At 69.2% G+C, this 15229-nt stretch carries 19 protein-coding genes; 16 read left to right on the top strand and 3 right to left on the bottom strand.

Annotated features, from left to right (window positions below):
* The first annotated feature begins 258 nt into the window (after nt 1-258).
* Nucleotides 259-639 (top strand): hypothetical protein, encoded by a 381-nt coding sequence (locus AC2YHA_RS14430; RefSeq protein ID WP_487402142.1) that lies wholly within the window; start codon nt 259-261, stop codon nt 637-639.
* Nucleotides 640-759: 120 nt separating this feature from the next.
* Here the strand turns inward: AC2YHA_RS14430 and AC2YHA_RS14435 are convergent, their stop codons facing one another.
* Together AC2YHA_RS14435 and AC2YHA_RS14440 are read right to left on the bottom strand one after the other, a co-directional pair.
* On the bottom strand, nt 760-1425 hold the full coding sequence (locus AC2YHA_RS14435) for a hypothetical protein (RefSeq protein ID WP_487402143.1): 666 nt from the start codon (nt 1423-1425) through the stop codon (nt 760-762).
* Between the two features lie 170 nt (nt 1426-1595).
* Complete coding sequence (locus AC2YHA_RS14440; protein WP_487402144.1) at nt 1596-2669, bottom strand: DUF3667 domain-containing protein; 1074 nt, start codon at nt 2667-2669, stop codon at nt 1596-1598.
* Nucleotides 2670-2719: 50 nt separating this feature from the next.
* On the opposite strand from AC2YHA_RS14440, the gene AC2YHA_RS14445 reads away from it, so the two are divergent.
* From AC2YHA_RS14445 to AC2YHA_RS14505, 13 genes are all read left to right on the top strand, one after another.
* Nucleotides 2720-3967 carry a glutamate-5-semialdehyde dehydrogenase gene (locus tag AC2YHA_RS14445; RefSeq protein ID WP_487402145.1) on the top strand — a complete coding sequence of 416 codons (1248 nt, stop codon included), beginning with the start codon at nt 2720-2722 and terminating at the stop codon, nt 3965-3967.
* A 68-nt stretch (nt 3968-4035) separates the two neighbouring features.
* Nucleotides 4036-5073, top strand: coding sequence for an aldo/keto reductase (locus tag AC2YHA_RS14450; RefSeq protein ID WP_487402146.1), 1038 nt, complete (start codon nt 4036-4038; stop codon nt 5071-5073).
* A 42-nt stretch (nt 5074-5115) separates the two neighbouring features.
* Nucleotides 5116-5370 (top strand): CopG family ribbon-helix-helix protein, encoded by a 255-nt coding sequence (locus tag AC2YHA_RS14455; RefSeq protein ID WP_233784326.1) that lies wholly within the window; start codon nt 5116-5118, stop codon nt 5368-5370.
* Nucleotides 5367-5651 carry a type II toxin-antitoxin system RelE/ParE family toxin gene (locus AC2YHA_RS14460; protein WP_487402147.1) on the top strand — a complete coding sequence of 95 codons (285 nt, stop codon included), beginning with the start codon at nt 5367-5369 and terminating at the stop codon, nt 5649-5651. Before AC2YHA_RS14455 ends, AC2YHA_RS14460 begins: the two co-directional genes overlap by 4 nt.
* Nucleotides 5648-6268 (top strand): nicotinate-nucleotide adenylyltransferase, encoded by a 621-nt coding sequence (locus AC2YHA_RS14465; protein ID WP_487402148.1) that lies wholly within the window; start codon nt 5648-5650, stop codon nt 6266-6268. The genes AC2YHA_RS14460 and AC2YHA_RS14465 overlap by 4 nt, the downstream gene beginning before the upstream one ends.
* A gap of 14 nt (nt 6269-6282) precedes the next feature.
* Entirely contained in the window at nt 6283-6666 is a 384-nt protein-coding gene (gene rsfS / locus AC2YHA_RS14470) for a ribosome silencing factor (RefSeq protein WP_487402149.1), read from the top strand.
* Nucleotides 6667-6673: 7 nt separating this feature from the next.
* Nucleotides 6674-7093 (top strand): 23S rRNA (pseudouridine(1915)-N(3))-methyltransferase RlmH, encoded by a 420-nt coding sequence (locus AC2YHA_RS14475; protein WP_233784322.1) that lies wholly within the window; start codon nt 6674-6676, stop codon nt 7091-7093.
* Nucleotides 7094-7095: 2 nt separating this feature from the next.
* Complete coding sequence (locus AC2YHA_RS14480) at nt 7096-8241, top strand: murein hydrolase activator EnvC family protein (protein ID WP_487402150.1); 1146 nt, start codon at nt 7096-7098, stop codon at nt 8239-8241.
* A 98-nt stretch (nt 8242-8339) separates the two neighbouring features.
* Nucleotides 8340-9677 (top strand): S41 family peptidase, encoded by a 1338-nt coding sequence (locus tag AC2YHA_RS14485; RefSeq protein ID WP_487402320.1) that lies wholly within the window; start codon nt 8340-8342, stop codon nt 9675-9677.
* Nucleotides 9678-9688: 11 nt separating this feature from the next.
* Nucleotides 9689-10165 (top strand): disulfide bond formation protein B, encoded by a 477-nt coding sequence (locus tag AC2YHA_RS14490; RefSeq protein ID WP_487402151.1) that lies wholly within the window; start codon nt 9689-9691, stop codon nt 10163-10165.
* Nucleotides 10166-10209: 44 nt separating this feature from the next.
* Nucleotides 10210-10701 (top strand): demethoxyubiquinone hydroxylase family protein, encoded by a 492-nt coding sequence (locus AC2YHA_RS14495; RefSeq protein WP_487402321.1) that lies wholly within the window; start codon nt 10210-10212, stop codon nt 10699-10701.
* Nucleotides 10702-10705: 4 nt separating this feature from the next.
* Nucleotides 10706-11101 carry a hypothetical protein gene (locus tag AC2YHA_RS14500; RefSeq protein ID WP_487402152.1) on the top strand — a complete coding sequence of 132 codons (396 nt, stop codon included), beginning with the start codon at nt 10706-10708 and terminating at the stop codon, nt 11099-11101.
* A gap of 36 nt (nt 11102-11137) precedes the next feature.
* The gene (locus tag AC2YHA_RS14505) at nt 11138-12625 is read left to right on the top strand and encodes a hypothetical protein (RefSeq protein ID WP_487402153.1); all 1488 of its coding nucleotides are present in this window, start codon (nt 11138-11140) and stop codon (nt 12623-12625) included.
* On the opposite strand, the gene AC2YHA_RS14510 is transcribed toward AC2YHA_RS14505, so the two are convergent.
* Nucleotides 12561-13247 (bottom strand): HAD family hydrolase, encoded by a 687-nt coding sequence (locus tag AC2YHA_RS14510; RefSeq protein ID WP_487402154.1) that lies wholly within the window; start codon nt 13245-13247, stop codon nt 12561-12563. The two genes, AC2YHA_RS14505 and AC2YHA_RS14510, sit on opposite strands and share 65 nt — an antisense overlap.
* Before the next feature lie 115 nt (nt 13248-13362).
* On the opposite strand from AC2YHA_RS14510, the gene AC2YHA_RS14515 reads away from it, so the two are divergent.
* Nucleotides 13363-14076, top strand: coding sequence for a phosphocholine cytidylyltransferase family protein (locus tag AC2YHA_RS14515; protein ID WP_233784316.1), 714 nt, complete (start codon nt 13363-13365; stop codon nt 14074-14076).
* Nucleotides 14073-15185, top strand: a complete 1113-nt coding sequence (locus AC2YHA_RS14520; RefSeq protein WP_487402155.1) for a hypothetical protein — start codon at nt 14073-14075, stop codon at nt 15183-15185. The genes AC2YHA_RS14515 and AC2YHA_RS14520 overlap by 4 nt, the downstream gene beginning before the upstream one ends.
* The last annotated feature ends 44 nt before the right edge of the window (nt 15186-15229 follow it).

Consider the following 15229-nt stretch of genomic DNA (forward strand, 5'->3'; position numbering starts at 1 on the left):
TATCACAGGCATGGAGCCCATCCGGGAAGACGTGCGGCGCGGTGGGGCCGCGCATAATCCATGTCCTCATCGAAAAAGGGATCGAGCGAGCCGGTGGAGATGAAGACCGGCCGGAGCCTGGACAGATCGGTCGCGTGGGCGGCCGCCCAAGGGTCCGGTCGGCAATCCCGCGCCGCGGGGTGCTTGATCGCAGGCTGATTGACGGCCGACCCCGTGCTCCATAGCCCTTCCGCATCGAAGGATGCGGGAGGGTTTTTCATGTGGGCTGCCGTAGCGGCGTTGCTGCTGCCGGTTTCGGGCGTATCGGCGACGGTGCAGCAACCGCCGATGACCGTCGCCGATTTCATCGCGCGGACCAACGCGTTGCGCGCGATGGGGGCAGCTGCGGCCGAATCACCGGAACTCCAGCAGCTCAAGGCCGAGATCGCGGGCGTGATCGCCGCCTATCGCGCCGACCTCGCCGCCGCGAGCCGGGCGGGCGAGCCGCCGCACAGCTGCCCGCCGCCGCGCGGCCGCACCGGCCTGACCAGCACCGACCTGATCCGCGAGTTCAACGCCATCCCGCCGGCTGATCGCGGCGTCAGCGTCAGGGACGCCTTTTATGCGATCATGAAGAAGCGGTATCCGTGCAAGGAATAGGTCACGGACTGGCTGCTACCGACCTGGATCGATCCTGTTAGCGGGTCGTCGTGGCGCTCTTTACATCCCTCGACGGGTGCACGCCCGGTAATGGCTTGGCACTGAACACAGCGGTATCGATCAAAGCGTCCACCATAACGACATCGAATTGCCAGGAATTGTCTGGCGCACTCCCATCGTCGGAATAATCCGAGCTGGCGATCCTAAGACCCGGCTCAGGTCTGTCTGCGCGGAATAGCAGTGGGTGGACCCCGCAAAGCTGTCTCCCATGCTAACGCACCTTGCCGCCACCCCGCCGACAATTTGATCTGTGCAATGATGAAAATAAGATCGGGGTTTGCAGACCGGAGGTTGATCTTCCCAGCCGACCATTCGGAGATTATCCCTCGACGCGGGCATGACCTTGATGTCCTGCAGCAAGAAAATTCGGGCGGTGCAGGATGGTGTATCCGATGTGATTGTCGGGGTGTCCTCGAATACCGCGATGGTGTCGCGGCTGCGATAGATTTGGCGTTTACCGTTCCACAACAAGTCGCGTCCCTCTATCTTCGCCGCGATACCGCGTTCCGCGCAGGCTGATTCAAGACGCGCCACTTCCTCGTTGACGTCCACGCGGCCATATCGCGACTCGGCATATAACCCCCGAACCTTAGGCTGGCCTGAGGCAACCAGACCGTTCGGCAATGGAGCGGCTTGATCCGCTGAGAGCCCTGGAGCGGGAGAAGCTGCGAGCAGTGCGGTAAGCACCGCCACTTTGATGATCTTCCAAGTCCGGTGCGGCATCATCGAAGCCCTACCTCCGACGCAGAAGAGCCCATGCCAGTAAAATCGCTGGTCGTTTGCTATCGCCTTTTGCCACCGAAAGCGGTCCTTCACCTATTGCGGACGTCCGCACCTCATGATCGATCCTCGCAAAACCGACATCAGATGCTGTGGCCAGTCCTCACTCGACGCCGCTATCCGACCAGCCCTAGCCCGATCAGCAGCGTCGCGAAGATCGTGAGGACGATCACGATGCACACCAGCAGGAACAGCGTGCGCAGGATCGCGGTCCTGCGCCGGAGCTGATAGGCGCCGCGCAGCTGGCGGTAGAGGTGGATCACCGGGACAGCCGTCCCCACCAGTCCCAGCCAGGTATTGCTCACGCCGACCGCGCCCGCGAGCGTCAGGACGATGAACAGCAGCGACATGAACGCGAGCGAATAGGTCACGAACACGGCGTGGTCGTACATCTTGTAGTCGCGTTTCCAGAAGAACATCAGCCACATGAACGGCAGCGACAGCGGGATCAGCAGCCAGGAGAATTTGTAGCTGTTCGACTGGAGCTTGTAGAGCATCAGCTCCGGGTGCTTCTGCGCTTTCTCCAGCCCGTGATCGAGCCGCTCCCAGCCGGTGTGGATCGAGGTCTTGCTCGTCGACAGCGTCGGCTTCAGCACCGATTCGGTCTTCTCGAGCGTGGCGAGCGCTTCGCGGGCATCCGCGACCTGCTTGTCGAGCGCCGCCGCCTCCTTGGTGCCATCGGGCACCTTCGCGCGGTTCTTCTGCGCCTGTGCCAAGTCCTTCTCGAGGCGCTTGTGCCCCTCCTCGAGCCCGACCGCGAGCTCGCCCTTGCCGCCGATGTTGATGTCGCTCGGCGGCGAGATGCCCATGATCTGGAACATCGCGAACATGGTGAAGATCGAGAACAGGAACAGCGCCATCGGCGAGACGAAGCGTGCGCGCTCGCCATGGACGTAGCGCCGCGTCAGCTCGCCCGGGCGCCAGGCGAGCAGGGGCAGCGTCGACCACAGCTTGCCCTCGAAATGGACGACGCCGTGCAGGATCTCGTGCCAGATCGCGCCGAACGATCGATGGATGTGTGCGCTCTGGCCGCAGCGGTGGCAATGCGGCCCGACCAGCGCGGTCCCGCAGTTGAGGCAGAGGCCGCCTTCGCCATGGCCCACGCCCCCGCGATTCTCGCCCGCGTGCGGCTCGACCGCACGGCCGAGCAGCGCGCCTGTGATGATTTCTCCGGCTGCGTCCACCCCCATGGCTCCTCCGCCTACCATCTCGCGCCGCGCCATGCTAGCGGGCAGGAACGATGACCGACGCCACGCAACTGATCGCCGAGATGGGGGCCCGGGCCCGCGCTGCCGCTACGGTGCTGGCGGCAATGCCGAGCGCGGCCAAGGCCGGGGCGCTGCGCAAGGCGGCCGAGGCGCTGCGCGACGCCGAGGGCGCGATCCTGGCCGCCAATGCCGAGGACATGGAGGCGGCGGCGGACCTCTCCCCAGCGATGCGCGACCGGCTGCGGCTCGATTCCGCGCGGGTGCAGGCGACCGCCGACGGCGTCGCCGCGATCGCCGCGCTCGACGATCCGGTGGGACAGGTGATCGACCAGCGCGAGCGGCCCAACGGCCTCAAGCTGTCGCGCGTCCGCGTGCCGATCGGGGTGATCGGGATCATCTACGAGAGCCGGCCCAACGTCACCGCCGATGCCGGAGCGCTGTGTGCGATGGCGGGCAATGCCGCGATCCTGCGCGGCGGCTCGGAGGCGGTGCGGTCCAATCGCGCGATCCATACCGCGCTGGTCGAGGGGCTGGCGGCGGGCGGGATGCCGCGCGATGCGGTGCAGCTCGTCCCCACCACCGATCGCGCTGCGGTCGGTGCGATGCTGGCGGGCGAGGGCGTGATCGACATGGTGGTGCCGCGCGGCGGCAAGGGGCTGGTCGCGCGCGTGCAGGCGGAGGCGCGGGTGCCGGTGCTCGCGCATCTCGACGGCAACAACCACGTCTATGTCCATGCCGCCGCCGATCCGGCGATGGCCGAGCGGATCGTGCTCGACGCCAAGCTGCGCCGTACCGGCATCTGCGGCGCTGCGGAGACGCTGCTGATCGACCGCGGCTATGCCGATCCCGCGCCGATCGTCGAGAGGCTGCTCGATGCCGGCTGCGAACTGCGCGGCGATGCGGCGGCGCGGGCGATCGATGGCCGGATCGTGCCGGCGAGCGACGATGACTGGGACACCGAATATCTCGAATCGATCCTCGCCGTGCGCGTCGTCGACGGGTTCGACGAGGCGCTGGGCCATATCGCCGCGCATGGATCGCACCACACCGACGCGATCGTGACCGAGGACGCCGCCGCCGCCGAGAGCTTCCTGCGCGCCGTCGACAGCGCGATCGTGCTGTGGAACGCCTCGACCCAGTTCGCCGACGGCGGCGAGTTCGGGCTGGGGGCGGAGATCGGCATCGCCACCGGCCGGCTCCATGCCCGCGGGCCCGTCGCGCTCGAAGGGCTCACCACCTACAAATGGGTCGGGCGCGGGACGGGGCAGATTCGCGGGTGATCCCCTGGAAGCGGCGGTAGCGTCGCCTATCTGAGGCGCGGGCGTCCGCCCCGCTCAGGAGATCCAGCATGCGCTACAAACCGCTCGGCCGCACCGGTCTGTTCGTCTCCGAACTCTGCCTCGGCACCATGACCTTCGGCGGACAGGGCATGTTCGCCCGTATCGGCGATCTCCAGCAGGCCGACGCCGATGCGCTGGTCAAGGCATCGATCGACGCCGGGGTCAACTTCATCGACACCGCCAACGTCTATTCGGAAGGGCTATCGGAGCAGATCACCGGACAGGCGATCAGGAACCTCGGCCTCGACCGCGATGCGCTGGTGATCGCGACCAAGGTGATGGGGCCGATGGGCGAGGGCCCCAACGACCGCGGCACCTCGCGCAAGCATATCCTGGCGCAGGCGCGCGAGAGCCTGAAGCGGCTCGGCACCGACTATATCGACCTCTACCAGATCCACGGCTGGGACCCGGCGGTGCCGATCGAGGAGACGCTGGCGGCGCTCGATACGCTCGTGCGCGCCGGCGACGTGCGCTACGTCGGCGTCTCCAACTGGGCGGCGTGGCAGATCGCCAAGGCGCTCGGCATCTCCGAGCGAAAGGACCTGGCGCGGTTCCAGTCGGTCCAGGCCTATTACACACTCGCCGGCCGCGACCTCGAGCGCGAGATCGGGCCGATGGTCGCCTCCGAGGGGCTGGGGCTGATGGTGTGGAGCCCGCTTGCCGGCGGCTTCCTGTCGGGCAAGTACCGCAGCGGCGGCGAGGGCCGGCGCGCCGGCTTCGCCTTCCCGCCGGTCGATGCGGCACGCGGCGACAAGGTGCTCGACGCGATGGCACCGATCGCCGAGGCGCACGGGCGTTCGATGGCGCAGATCGCGCTCGCCTGGCTGCTGCAACGGCCCGAGGTGACCAGCGTGATCGTCGGCGCCAAGCGGCCCGACCAGCTCGCCGACAACCTTGCCGCGATCGATGTCGTGCCGAGCGCCGATGAGGTCGCCGCGCTCGACGCCGCCAGCGCGCTCCCGCCCGAATATCCGGGCTGGATGATCGAGCGCCAGGGCGAGTATCGCAAGGGTGGCGCCATCACCGCGCCGCCGTCGGGGCGCTGACCCGGCATTGCGGGATGGGTGCGGCATGTATACATTCGATACATGACCCATTCCGCCGTCGTTTCGGGCCGTATCGCCGCAGAGACTGCCGTCAAGCTCGACAAGCTGGCGGAACGGCTCGATCGCTCGCGCGCATGGATCGTTGCGCGCGCGGTCGAGCAGTTCGTGGAAGAGGAAGCCGAGTTCCTTGCCTCGCTCGACGAAGCCGAACGGCAGATCGATCGCGGCGAATTCTTCACCCAGGAGCAGATGGAAGCCTGGTTCGAGGCCCGTCATCGCGGTGAAGCCGCCGAGTGAGCGAGATACGGTTCGCCGCGCTTGCGCGGCGTGATCTCGAAGCGATCGATCGCCATTATCGTGCAGTCCACCCGCCCGTGGCGGAAACGATCGTCGCGCGGATTTTTGCGGCCACCCGACTGCTGGGGGACTTGCCGAAGGCCGGCCCCGTAACGGCGCGCGGCGATCGGCGCAAATGGCGCGTGGCCGACACGCCCTATCTCACTTTCTACCGCATCGAGACGGACCATGTCCGCATCCTGCGGGTGATCCACGGCGCGCGGTGGCAGGCTCGTCCATGAGCCGCATCGGCCTCCTCGGCGGGTCGTTCAACCCGGCGCATCGCGGGCATCGCGCGATCTCACTCCATGCCCTGCGCGCGCTGGGGCTGGACGAGGTGTGGTGGCTGGTGTCGCCGGGCAACCCGCTCAAGGAGGGGGCGAGCGACATGGCGCCCTTCGCGGCGCGGATGGCCTCCGCCCGCGCCATGGCCCGGCACGCGCCGATCCGCGTCACCGGCATCGAGCGGCGGCTCAAGACCCGCTACACCGCCGACACGCTCGCCAAACTGGTGCGCCTGTACCCGAAGCATGACTTCATCTGGCTGATGGGGGCGGACAATCTCGCCGGCTTCCATCGCTGGGAGCGCTGGCGGCATATAGCCCATCTGGTCCCGATTGCGGTGATCGCGCGTCCGGGGTATGATAGGGATGCCCATGCAGGTCCGGCGATGGGTTGGCTGCGGCGCTCATTGAAGCCCGCGCGCCAGGCACTAAATTGGACCGGATGGAGATTGCCGGCGCTCGTGCTTCTGCGCTTCCGCCCCGATCCGACTTCGGCGACGCGGCTTCGGGCCGCCGATCCCGCCTGGCATCGCCGCTATTCCCGTCACCGCCGGTCGCGTGCGGGCATCCCGTAACCCCAGGAGTTCCCTTGGCCGCCAACCCCCAAGTCCAGCGTTCGCCCGATGCCGACGGCGTCGAGGCGCTCCATCGGCTCGTGCTGGCGAGCCTCGACGACGATCAGGCGGTCGACACCGTCTCGATCCCGCTCGCGGGCAAGAGCAGCATCGCCGACCATATGGTCGTCGCCTCCGGGCGCTCGACCCGTCAGGTCGCGTCGATGGCGAACAAGCTCGCCGAGAAGATCAAGGCCGAGTTCGGCCGCTCCGCGCGCGTCGAGGGGCTGCCCAATGCCGATTGGGTGCTGATCGACGCGGGCGACGTCATCGTCCACCTGTTCCGCCCCGAGGTGCGCAGCTTCTACAACCTCGAGCGGATGTGGGCGTTCGGCGACGCTCCGCCGTCGGTCAACTGACGCCGCATTGCTGCTGCACATCGTCGCGCGGGGCCGCATCGGCCGCGGCCCCGAGGCTGAGCTCGTCGAGCGCTATCTCGCGCGTATCGCCTGGCCGACGAAGGTGACCGAGCTGCCCGACAAGGGCGGCAGGGTGCCGGCGGCGGACGGGGCGAGGATCGTCATGCTCGACGAGACCGGCGAGCTGATGGGATCGAAGGCATTCGCCGAGCGGCTCGGCCGCTGGCGCGACGATGGGGTGAGGGAGACGCGCTTCATGATCGGCGCCGCCGACGGCTTCGACGATGCCGAGCGCGCCCGTGCCGACCTGCTCCTGTCGTTCGGCCGGCTCACCTGGCCGCATCTGATGGCGCGGGCGATGCTCGCGGAGCAGCTGTTCCGCGCGACCAGCATCCTCGCCGGCCACCCCTATCATCGCGAGGGCTGACGGTGCGGCGGCTCGTCCTGCTCCCGCTCGCGCTGGTTGCCGCCGCCCCGGCGCCGCCCGACCGGCGCGCGGAGCTCAAGGCGGCCAATGCCGAAGCCGCCGCCGCTGAGGCGCGATCACGCGCGCTCGAACGCGCGGCCGCGACCGAGCGGGACGAGGCGGCCAAGGCGCGCGCCCAGGAAGCCGCTGTCGCCGAGCGGATCAAGGCGGCCGAGGCGAAGATCGTCGCGGCGCGGGCTCGCGTCACGCTGGTCGACGGCCTGATCACGGAGCAGCGCAAGCGTCTCGCCGAGCGCCAGGCGCCGATCGAGCGGCTGGTCGCGGCGCTGCAGTCATTGGCTCGGCGCCCGGCCGCGGTGGCGCTGGTCCAGCCGGGATCGATGAGCGACATCGTCCATGTCCGCGCGGTGCTCGGCACGATGGTGCCGGTCGTCCGCCAGCGCACCGAGGCGGTCCGCGCCGAGATCGCCCGTTCCCGCAAGCTGCGCGCCAATGCCGCGCTCGCCGCCGCCACCTTGCGCGACGGTCACGCCAGCCTCCGCTCCGAGCGGCTGGCGCTGGTGCGGATGGAAGGGGAGCATCGGCTGCGGAGCCGCGATCTCGGCCGCAGCGCGATGTTCGAGAGCGACCGCGCAATCGCGCTCGGCGAGCGGGCGCGCGATCTCGTCGACCAGATCGAGGAATCGGGCACCGCGGCCGAGACCGCCGCCGCGCTCGCCGCCCTGCCGGGCCCGCTGCCGCGCCCGGCCAAGGCGGGCGAGATGCCGCCACCGGCGCGCTTCGCGGTGCCGCCCTATCGCCTGCCCGCTACCGGTCGCGTGGTCGAGGGCCTCGGCGAGCTCTCGAGCGCCGGCGTGCGCTCGCGTGGCCTGACGCTGGCCGTCGCGCCCGGCGCCGCGGTCGCCGCGCCGGCCGCCGGCCAGGTGCTGTTCGCCCGCCGCTTCCGCGATTACCGGACCGTCGTGATCATCGATCACGGCAACGGCTGGACCAGCGCGATCACCGGGCTTGCCGCCGTCGCCGTCAAGCGCGGCGATCGAGTCGCGCAGGGTGCTCCGCTCGGCCGCGCGGGCGCGGGCGACGCGCGCATCTCCGTCGAGCTGCGCCGCAAGGGAACGCCGGTCGATCTCGCCCAGCTGATCAGCTGACACGGTCAGGCGCGATCCGACAGAGCAAAGCTTTGCGTGGCCCTTCCAAAACCGCTAGCCTGAGAATAACTCCGCAGGACTGATGCCCGATGGCCCGTATGCTTAGCTCTCTTCTCCGCGCTTCCGCGATCGTCGGCACGCTCGCGCTGGTTCCCGTCACCACTGCCGCCATGGCGGAGGTCGATACCGGCGCCTATCGCGAGCTCGACGTGTTCATGGACATCTACAATCGCGTGAAGGCCGATTACGTCGACAAGGTCGACGACAAGACGCTGGTCAAGGGCGCGATCCAGGGGATGCTCGCCGCGCTCGATCCGCATTCGAGCTACGTCGACGCGCTCGACTTCGACAACATGAAGATCCAGACCGAGGGCAATTACGGCGGCCTCGGCCTCACCGTCACGTCGGAGGACGGCGCGGTCAAGGTGATCGCGCCGACCGAGGATACGCCGGCCTGGCGCGCCGGGATCAAGGCGGGCGACTATATCACCCACATCAACGGCCAGCTCATCTACGGGCAGACCCTCGACGAGGCGATCGAGGGAATGCGCGGCGAGCCCGGCACCAAGGTGTCGATCACCGTCGTCCGCCCCGGCCGCGACAAGCCGCTCGACTTCACCCTGGTGCGCGAGCGCATCATCCAGAAGCCGGTGAAGTGGGAGGTGAAGGACGGCGTCGGCGTCATCAACATCAACACCTTCTCCGCCAACACCGGCGCCGACACGCGGGCGGCGATCATGTCGATCGAGAAGTCGCTCGGCCATGCCCCGACCGGCTATATCGTCGACCTGCGCGACAACGGCGGCGGCCTGCTGACCCAAGCGATCGAGGTCAGCGACGCCTTCCTCGACCATGGCGAGATCGTCTCGCAGCGCGGCCGCGAGAAGACCGACATCGAGCGCTATTACGCCAAGCCCGGCGATCTCGCCCGCGGCCTGCCAGTGATCGTGCTCACCGATTCGGGCACCGCCTCCGCCTCGGAGATCGTGGCGGGCGCGCTGCAGGACCATCACCGCGCGCTGGTGATGGGCGAGCGCAGCTTCGGCAAGGGATCGGTGCAGACGCTGCTGCCGCTGTCGGCCAATTCGGCGCTGCGGCTGACGACGGCGCGCTACTATACGCCCTCGGGCCGATCGGTGCAGGAGGGCGGGATCGAGCCCGACATCACCGTGCCGCAGCTCAGTGACGCCGACTACAAGACGCGGCCGGTGTTCCGCGAGGCGGACCTGCGCCGGCACCTGATCAACGAGGCCAAGGTCGACAACAAGGTCCTCGAGGAGGACACCGTCGAGGATCCCCGCTTCGCCGCCACGGCCGAGGCGTTGGAGAAGAAGGGGGTCAAGGACTTCCAGCTCGACTATGCCGTGAAGACGATCGCGCGCCTGTCGACCGTCGCGCCGCAGAAGGTGGCGGCGGTGACGCCGCGCAGGCGCTGATCGGCTCACGCGTGCGTTCGAAGCTCGTCACCGCCAATCTGCTGGCGCTGCTCGTCCCGGCGGCGCTGCTCGCCGGCGCGTTCGGATCGGAGCTGATCGGCAAGCTGGTGCCGTGCGAGATGTGCTGGTGGCAGCGCTGGCCGCATATGGCGGCGATCCCGCTCGCGCTGATCGCCTTCCCGGCGCCGGTTCCGCTGCGCCGGTTCCTGGTGACGCTCGCCGGCATCGCCATCGCGATCAGCGGCCTGATCGGCGTGTTCCACGCCGGCGTCGAATATCACTGGTGGCAGGGGATCACCGCCTGCACCTCGACGATCCATTCGAACGGCGACATCCAGGCGACGCTCGACGCGATCATGAACGCGCCGGTGATCCGTTGCGACGTCGCGCAATGGACGTTGTTCGGAATTTCGCTCGCCGGGTACAATGCCATCTTCTCAATCGCCGGTGCGATCGCCATCTGGGCGCTGGCATGGAGCAGGCGGTGACAGGACGAGCCCTTCCCGGCGACCGGCGCAGCGACGTCGCGTCGATGATCCGCGTCGATCAGGCCGGCGAATATGGCGCGACCCGCATCTACCAGGGCCAGCTCGCGGTGATGGGCGACCGCACGCCCGCCGCGCGCAAGATCGCAGCGATGGCAGGGCAGGAGGAGCGCCACCGCGCCTTCTTCGACGCGCTGATCGCCAGGCGCGGGGTGCGGCCGACCGCGCTCCAGCCGTTCTGGAACGTCGCCGGCTTCGCGCTCGGCGCGGTCACCGCGGCGATCGGGCCGGAGGCGGCGATGGCCTGCACCGTCGCGGTCGAGACCGAGATCGACCACCATTACCAGCAGCAGCTCGACGAGCTCGGCGACAGCGATCCGGAACTCTCCGAGGCGGTCGCGCGCTTCCGCGACGAGGAGATCGAGCACCGCGACACCGCGCTCGCCAGCGGGGCGGAGATGGCGCCGGCCTATCCGGTGATGAGTGGCCTGATCAGGCTGGGCTGCCGGGCGGCGATTGCCGTGGCGAAGAGGATTTGAGACTATGGCTGCGATGAAGCTGCTGTTGCCCGTGATCGGCCTGTTCGCCGCCGTTCCCGCCTTCGCGCAGGATGCGCCGGTCAATGGCGTAGTCATCCTCTACGGCGACCAGAAATGCCCGACCAACAAGGACGGGCAGGAGATCGTCGTGTGCCAGCGCCGCGACGCCGGCGAGCAGTTCCGCGTGCCCAAGGAACTGCGCGAGCCCGAGATCAAGCCGGAGTATCAGGCCTGGTCGACCAAGGTCGACGACGTGCTCGCGACCGGCGCGACCGGCACGGGCAGTTGCTCGACGGTCGGCCCGGGCGGCCAGACCGGCTGCTTCGTGATGGGAGCGACGCGGGCTCGTCAGGAGCGCCGTGCCAAGGCGCAGGCCGACAGCGCCTATACCGATCGCTGATCGAAGCCCCCCATGCCGTGATGTCCTAGAGGGGGGATGGAGACCGCGGCATCGATAGGGGGCGGCGATCGTGCTCGCCTGCGCGTCACCGCGGCGCTGTTGTTCGCGCTCGTGTGGCTCTCGTGCGTCTGGTTCGGATCGTGGGAGTGGAACCCCAACCATGCGACGCGGCTGTTCGCGGCGTTGTCGATCGTCGAGCAGGGCGATGCCACCATCGACGAATATCAGGCGCTGACGATCGACAAGGCGCGGTTCGGCGATCATTTCTACCTCGACAAGGCGCCGGGGATGACGCTGATGGCGTTGCCGGCGGTGGCTTTCGCCGATGCCGCGACCGGGCAACAGGCGCACGGCCTGCGCCTCCAGCTCTACGATGTCGGGTTCGAGCGGTTCCTGCGGCTGCGACTGCGGCTGGCGGTCGCCACCAGCGTCGCGTTGCTGACGGCGCTGGCCGCGCTGGCGCTGTTCGACTGGGGGCGCGTGCTCGGCGGGAGCGCGGCGGCGGGGGTGTTCGCGGCGATCGGATTCGCGCTCGGCACGCCGATCTGGGGCTGGTCGACGACCCTGTTCGGCCATGCGCCGGTGGCGGCGCTTTATGTCGTGGCGGCCTGGGCGGTGTGGCGCGGGAGCTATGGTGAGCGACCGTCGACCAAATTCGCGCTGCTGGCAGGGCTGGCGCTCGGCTGGGCGGTGGTGATCGACCATGCGGCGGCGATCGGCGGCGTGGCGATCGGGCTGTGGGCATTGTGGCGGCTGCGGCGCTACGGCTTTCCGGCCGGTCCCATGATCGCCGCGCTGGCGGGCGGTGCCGCCGCGCTTCTCGTGCTCGTCGGCTATAATCTGTTCGCGTTCCACACCCTGTTCCGCCTCGGCTATCAGGGCGTGGTCGGGTTCGAGGGGATGCAGCAGGGCCTGTTCGGCCTCACCTATCCGAAGCCGGCGGCGCTGTTCGAAATCCTCGTCGGCGATCGGCGCGGGCTGGTGTGGGTGGCGCCGATCCTCGTTCCCGCCGTGATCGGCTGCACGCTGATGCTCCGGCGGCGGAGCATGCGCGACATCGGCGTGCTGGCGCTGGCGGTTGCGCTGCTGACGGTCCTCTACAATGCGTCCTACGTCTATTGGGACGGCGGCAACTCGACCGGGCCGCGCCATGTGGTGCCGATGATCGGTCTGCTGGCGCTGGGTCTCGCGCCGCTCTGGGGCATGGCGCGCAGCTGGTCGAAGGCGCTGCCGCTGGCGGTGCTGGCCGGCTCGGTCGCGCTCAACAGCATCATCGCTTCGGCGGAGATCATGTCGGGCGGGCGCGAGCCCTTCCCGCTATGGAGCGACGTGATCCGCGAGCGGTTCCTCGGCGGCCAGCTCCGCACGCTGCCGAGCGAATGGTTCGGGTGGAGCGTCTGGTCCGGCTATGCGACCTGGTGGACCGTCGCGGCGCTGGCGGCCGTCGGCCTGGCGATCCTCACCATGCGACCGTCCGCCAGCCCCGCTCGCGTGCGATCCGGCGCAGCTTTGCGCCGGGATTGACCGCGATCGCCTCGTCCGCCCACGCGAAGGTGGGGACGTCGGTGAGATTGTCCGAATAGAAGCGGATGTGGAGCCGGTCGCGATCGAGCGCCTGCTCGGCGATCCATGTCTCGATCGCCTGCAGCTTGGCGGCGCCGCGATAATTGTCGCCGTCGATCCGATGGGTGAGTTGGTCACCCTCGCGGCGCACCCTGGTGGCGAGCGCCGTCTCCATGCCGAGGCTCTCGGCGATGCGGTGCGCATAATGGTCGGGTGCGGCGGTGGCGAGGATCAGGCGGCGGCCCTCGGCGCGGTCGGCGGCGAGCTGCTCGAGCGCGGCGGGGCGGAATCCGCCGGCGAGGAGCCGCGCCAGGAACGGCGCGGTCGCGCGCTCGTGCGCCTCGGCGCTCAAGCGTGGACCGAGCAGCAGCCGGTGCATCAGCTCCTTGGTGCGCTTGCGGTCGATCAGCCCGGCCTTGTATGCCGCCGTCGCCGCCGCCGCGGCCGGCACCAGCAGCAGCCGCCACGGCGCCACCGTGCGGGCGGCGTGCAGCAGATAGGGCGAATAGGTCGGCAGCCGCGTCAGCGTGCGGTCGAGGTCGAAGATCGAGAGCTTGTTCCCGCTCTCCGTCGCGCTGTCCAATGCGGTTCCCCCCGGGCAGGATGGAGGCCCGCCCTAGCCTCTCCGTACCCCGCGCACCATGGTTCCGCCGCAGAAAATACTGGCGAAGGCGCGGCGGCGCGCTATCTGAGCGGCCATGATTGGCGTGATCCTGAGTGCCGGCATCGGCTCCCGCCTGCTGCCGCTCACGCAGGAGATGCCGAAATGCCTGATCGAGGTCGAGGGGCGGAGCATCCTCGACCGCCAGCTCGAGGCGCTGGCGGTGGCCGGCCTGACCAAGGCGGTGATCGTCGGCGGCTATCGCTATCGGCAGATCATCGCGCACCTCCAGCGCACCCCGCCGCCGCTGCCGGTCGAGTTCGTGTTCAACCCCTTCTGGTCGGTGGCGAGCAGCATAGGCAGCGTGTGGATGGCGCGCGAGCATCTTCGCGAGCCCTTCTGCCTGATGAACGGCGACACGGTGTTCGATCCGCCGCTGATCGCCGATGCGGTCGCGCGCACCGCGAGCGGCGTCAACTTGCTGGTCGAGCGGCTCGGAGAGCCGGCGCTCGACGACATGCTGGTGACGGTCGCGAACGGCGAGATCTGCGCCGTGGCCAAGGACCTGCCGCCGGATGTCGCGACGCACCGCTCGCTCGGCGTGATCCTGTCGGCGGGCGGCGATGCCTACCCTGACGCGCTGGAGCGGGTAATCGCTGCCCCCGGAGGGCTCAATTCCTACCATCATGCGGTGGTCGCCCGGCTTGCCCAGACCGTCGGCGTCGGCGCGATCGAGACCGACCGTGCGCTGTGGCAGGAGATCGATCGGCCCGAGGACATCGCCGGATGGAGCGGACGGGGCGGCCAGTGAAGGCTGAGGTCGCGTTCCTGTTCCTCGGCGAGACGCTGCTGATCCCGCACCTCTATCCGATCCTGGAGGAGCTGGCGCGCGCGGCGCCGGAGCTGCCGGTCGACGCATGGATTGCGACTTCGGTCCATGAGGAGCTGCTCGGCCGCTGGCTGGCGGAGATGGGAGCGACCGGTGTGCGCCTGCGTCGCGCGCCGGGGTTTCGCACGCTTCACGGCTATGACGACGGGCGCAACCCGCCGCTGCCGCCCAAGCTTCTGACGCTCGCCCGCCTCGCGCCGGCGCTGGCCCGGACACCGGTGGCGGTGTGCGCCGAGCAGACCAGCCTATGGCTGCCGACGCTGCTGCCGCTCCGGACCCGCTTCATCAAGACGCTGCACGGGGCGGGGTCGATGTCCGCCTATTCCGACCGCCGCCGCAAGTCGGCCTGGCTGACCTTCGTCGCCTCCGAGCGCGAGCGCGCCACGCTGGCGAGCTTCGGCGTCGATGCCGATCGCATCCTCGCGCTCGGCTATATGAAGGCAGGCTTCCGCCACGCCCAAGCCGCGGACCTCCGTTTCGCCGAGCCGCGGCCGGTGCTGCTCTACACGCCGCACTGGCAGCAGCACCGATCGTCCTGGTGGCGGTGGGGCGAGGAGGTGGTGCGGCGGGTGATCGCGTCGGGCCGCTACAATCTGATTTTCGCGCCGCACCAGCGGCTGGTCGAGCGCGCCCCGGAGGTGCGGACGCTCTGCGCCGAGCTGGCAGGACGGGGCGACGTGCATTGCGATCTCGACAGCTTCGCGATGGTCGACGGCAGCTACACCGCGGCGGCCGACATCTATCTCGGCGACACCTCGAGCCAGGTCGTGGAGTTCCTGATGCGGCCGCGGCCGTGCGTCTTCCTCAACGCGCATGGCGTCGCGTGGCAGGGCGATAGCGTCTACGACATGTGGCAGGCGGGCGACGTCGTCGACGATATCGACGCGTTGGCAGCCGCGCTCGAACGGGCCCCTCGCGAGCATGGGCGCTACGCGGCGGTGCAGCGCGCCTTCGCCGCGGAGGTGCTGGGCGACGCCAGCGGTGCGGCGCCGCGGCGCGCGGCCGCCGAAGTGCTGGCCGCCTTGCGCTGAACCGCGCAACAGGCGCTATCGCGACCACCCTGTGTTCGGCTATC

The sequence above is a fragment of the Sphingomonas sp. SRI_018 genome, assembly GCF_057586275.1.

Bases quoted from the DNA above. Each gene is read 5' to 3' on its own strand.
- AC2YHA_RS14430 (WP_487402142.1), top strand. From the start codon at position 259: ATGTGGGCTGCCGTAGCGGCGTTGCTGCTGCCGGTTTCGGGCGTATCG.
- AC2YHA_RS14435 (WP_487402143.1), bottom strand. From the start codon at position 1,425: ATGATGCCGCACCGGACTTGGAAGATCATCAAAGTGGCGGTGCTTACC.
- AC2YHA_RS14440 (WP_487402144.1), bottom strand. From the start codon at position 2,669: ATGGGGGTGGACGCAGCCGGAGAAATCATCACAGGCGCGCTGCTCGGC.
- AC2YHA_RS14445 (WP_487402145.1), top strand. From the start codon at position 2,720: ATGACCGACGCCACGCAACTGATCGCCGAGATGGGGGCCCGGGCCCGC.
- AC2YHA_RS14450 (WP_487402146.1), top strand. From the start codon at position 4,036: ATGCGCTACAAACCGCTCGGCCGCACCGGTCTGTTCGTCTCCGAACTC.
- AC2YHA_RS14455 (WP_233784326.1), top strand. From the start codon at position 5,116: ATGACCCATTCCGCCGTCGTTTCGGGCCGTATCGCCGCAGAGACTGCC.
- AC2YHA_RS14465 (WP_487402148.1), top strand. From the start codon at position 5,648: ATGAGCCGCATCGGCCTCCTCGGCGGGTCGTTCAACCCGGCGCATCGC.
- AC2YHA_RS14485 (WP_487402320.1), top strand. From the start codon at position 8,340: ATGCTTAGCTCTCTTCTCCGCGCTTCCGCGATCGTCGGCACGCTCGCG.
- AC2YHA_RS14495 (WP_487402321.1), top strand. From the start codon at position 10,210: ATGATCCGCGTCGATCAGGCCGGCGAATATGGCGCGACCCGCATCTAC.
- AC2YHA_RS14500 (WP_487402152.1), top strand. From the start codon at position 10,706: ATGGCTGCGATGAAGCTGCTGTTGCCCGTGATCGGCCTGTTCGCCGCC.
- AC2YHA_RS14505 (WP_487402153.1), top strand. From the start codon at position 11,138: ATGGAGACCGCGGCATCGATAGGGGGCGGCGATCGTGCTCGCCTGCGC.
- AC2YHA_RS14515 (WP_233784316.1), top strand. From the start codon at position 13,363: ATGATTGGCGTGATCCTGAGTGCCGGCATCGGCTCCCGCCTGCTGCCG.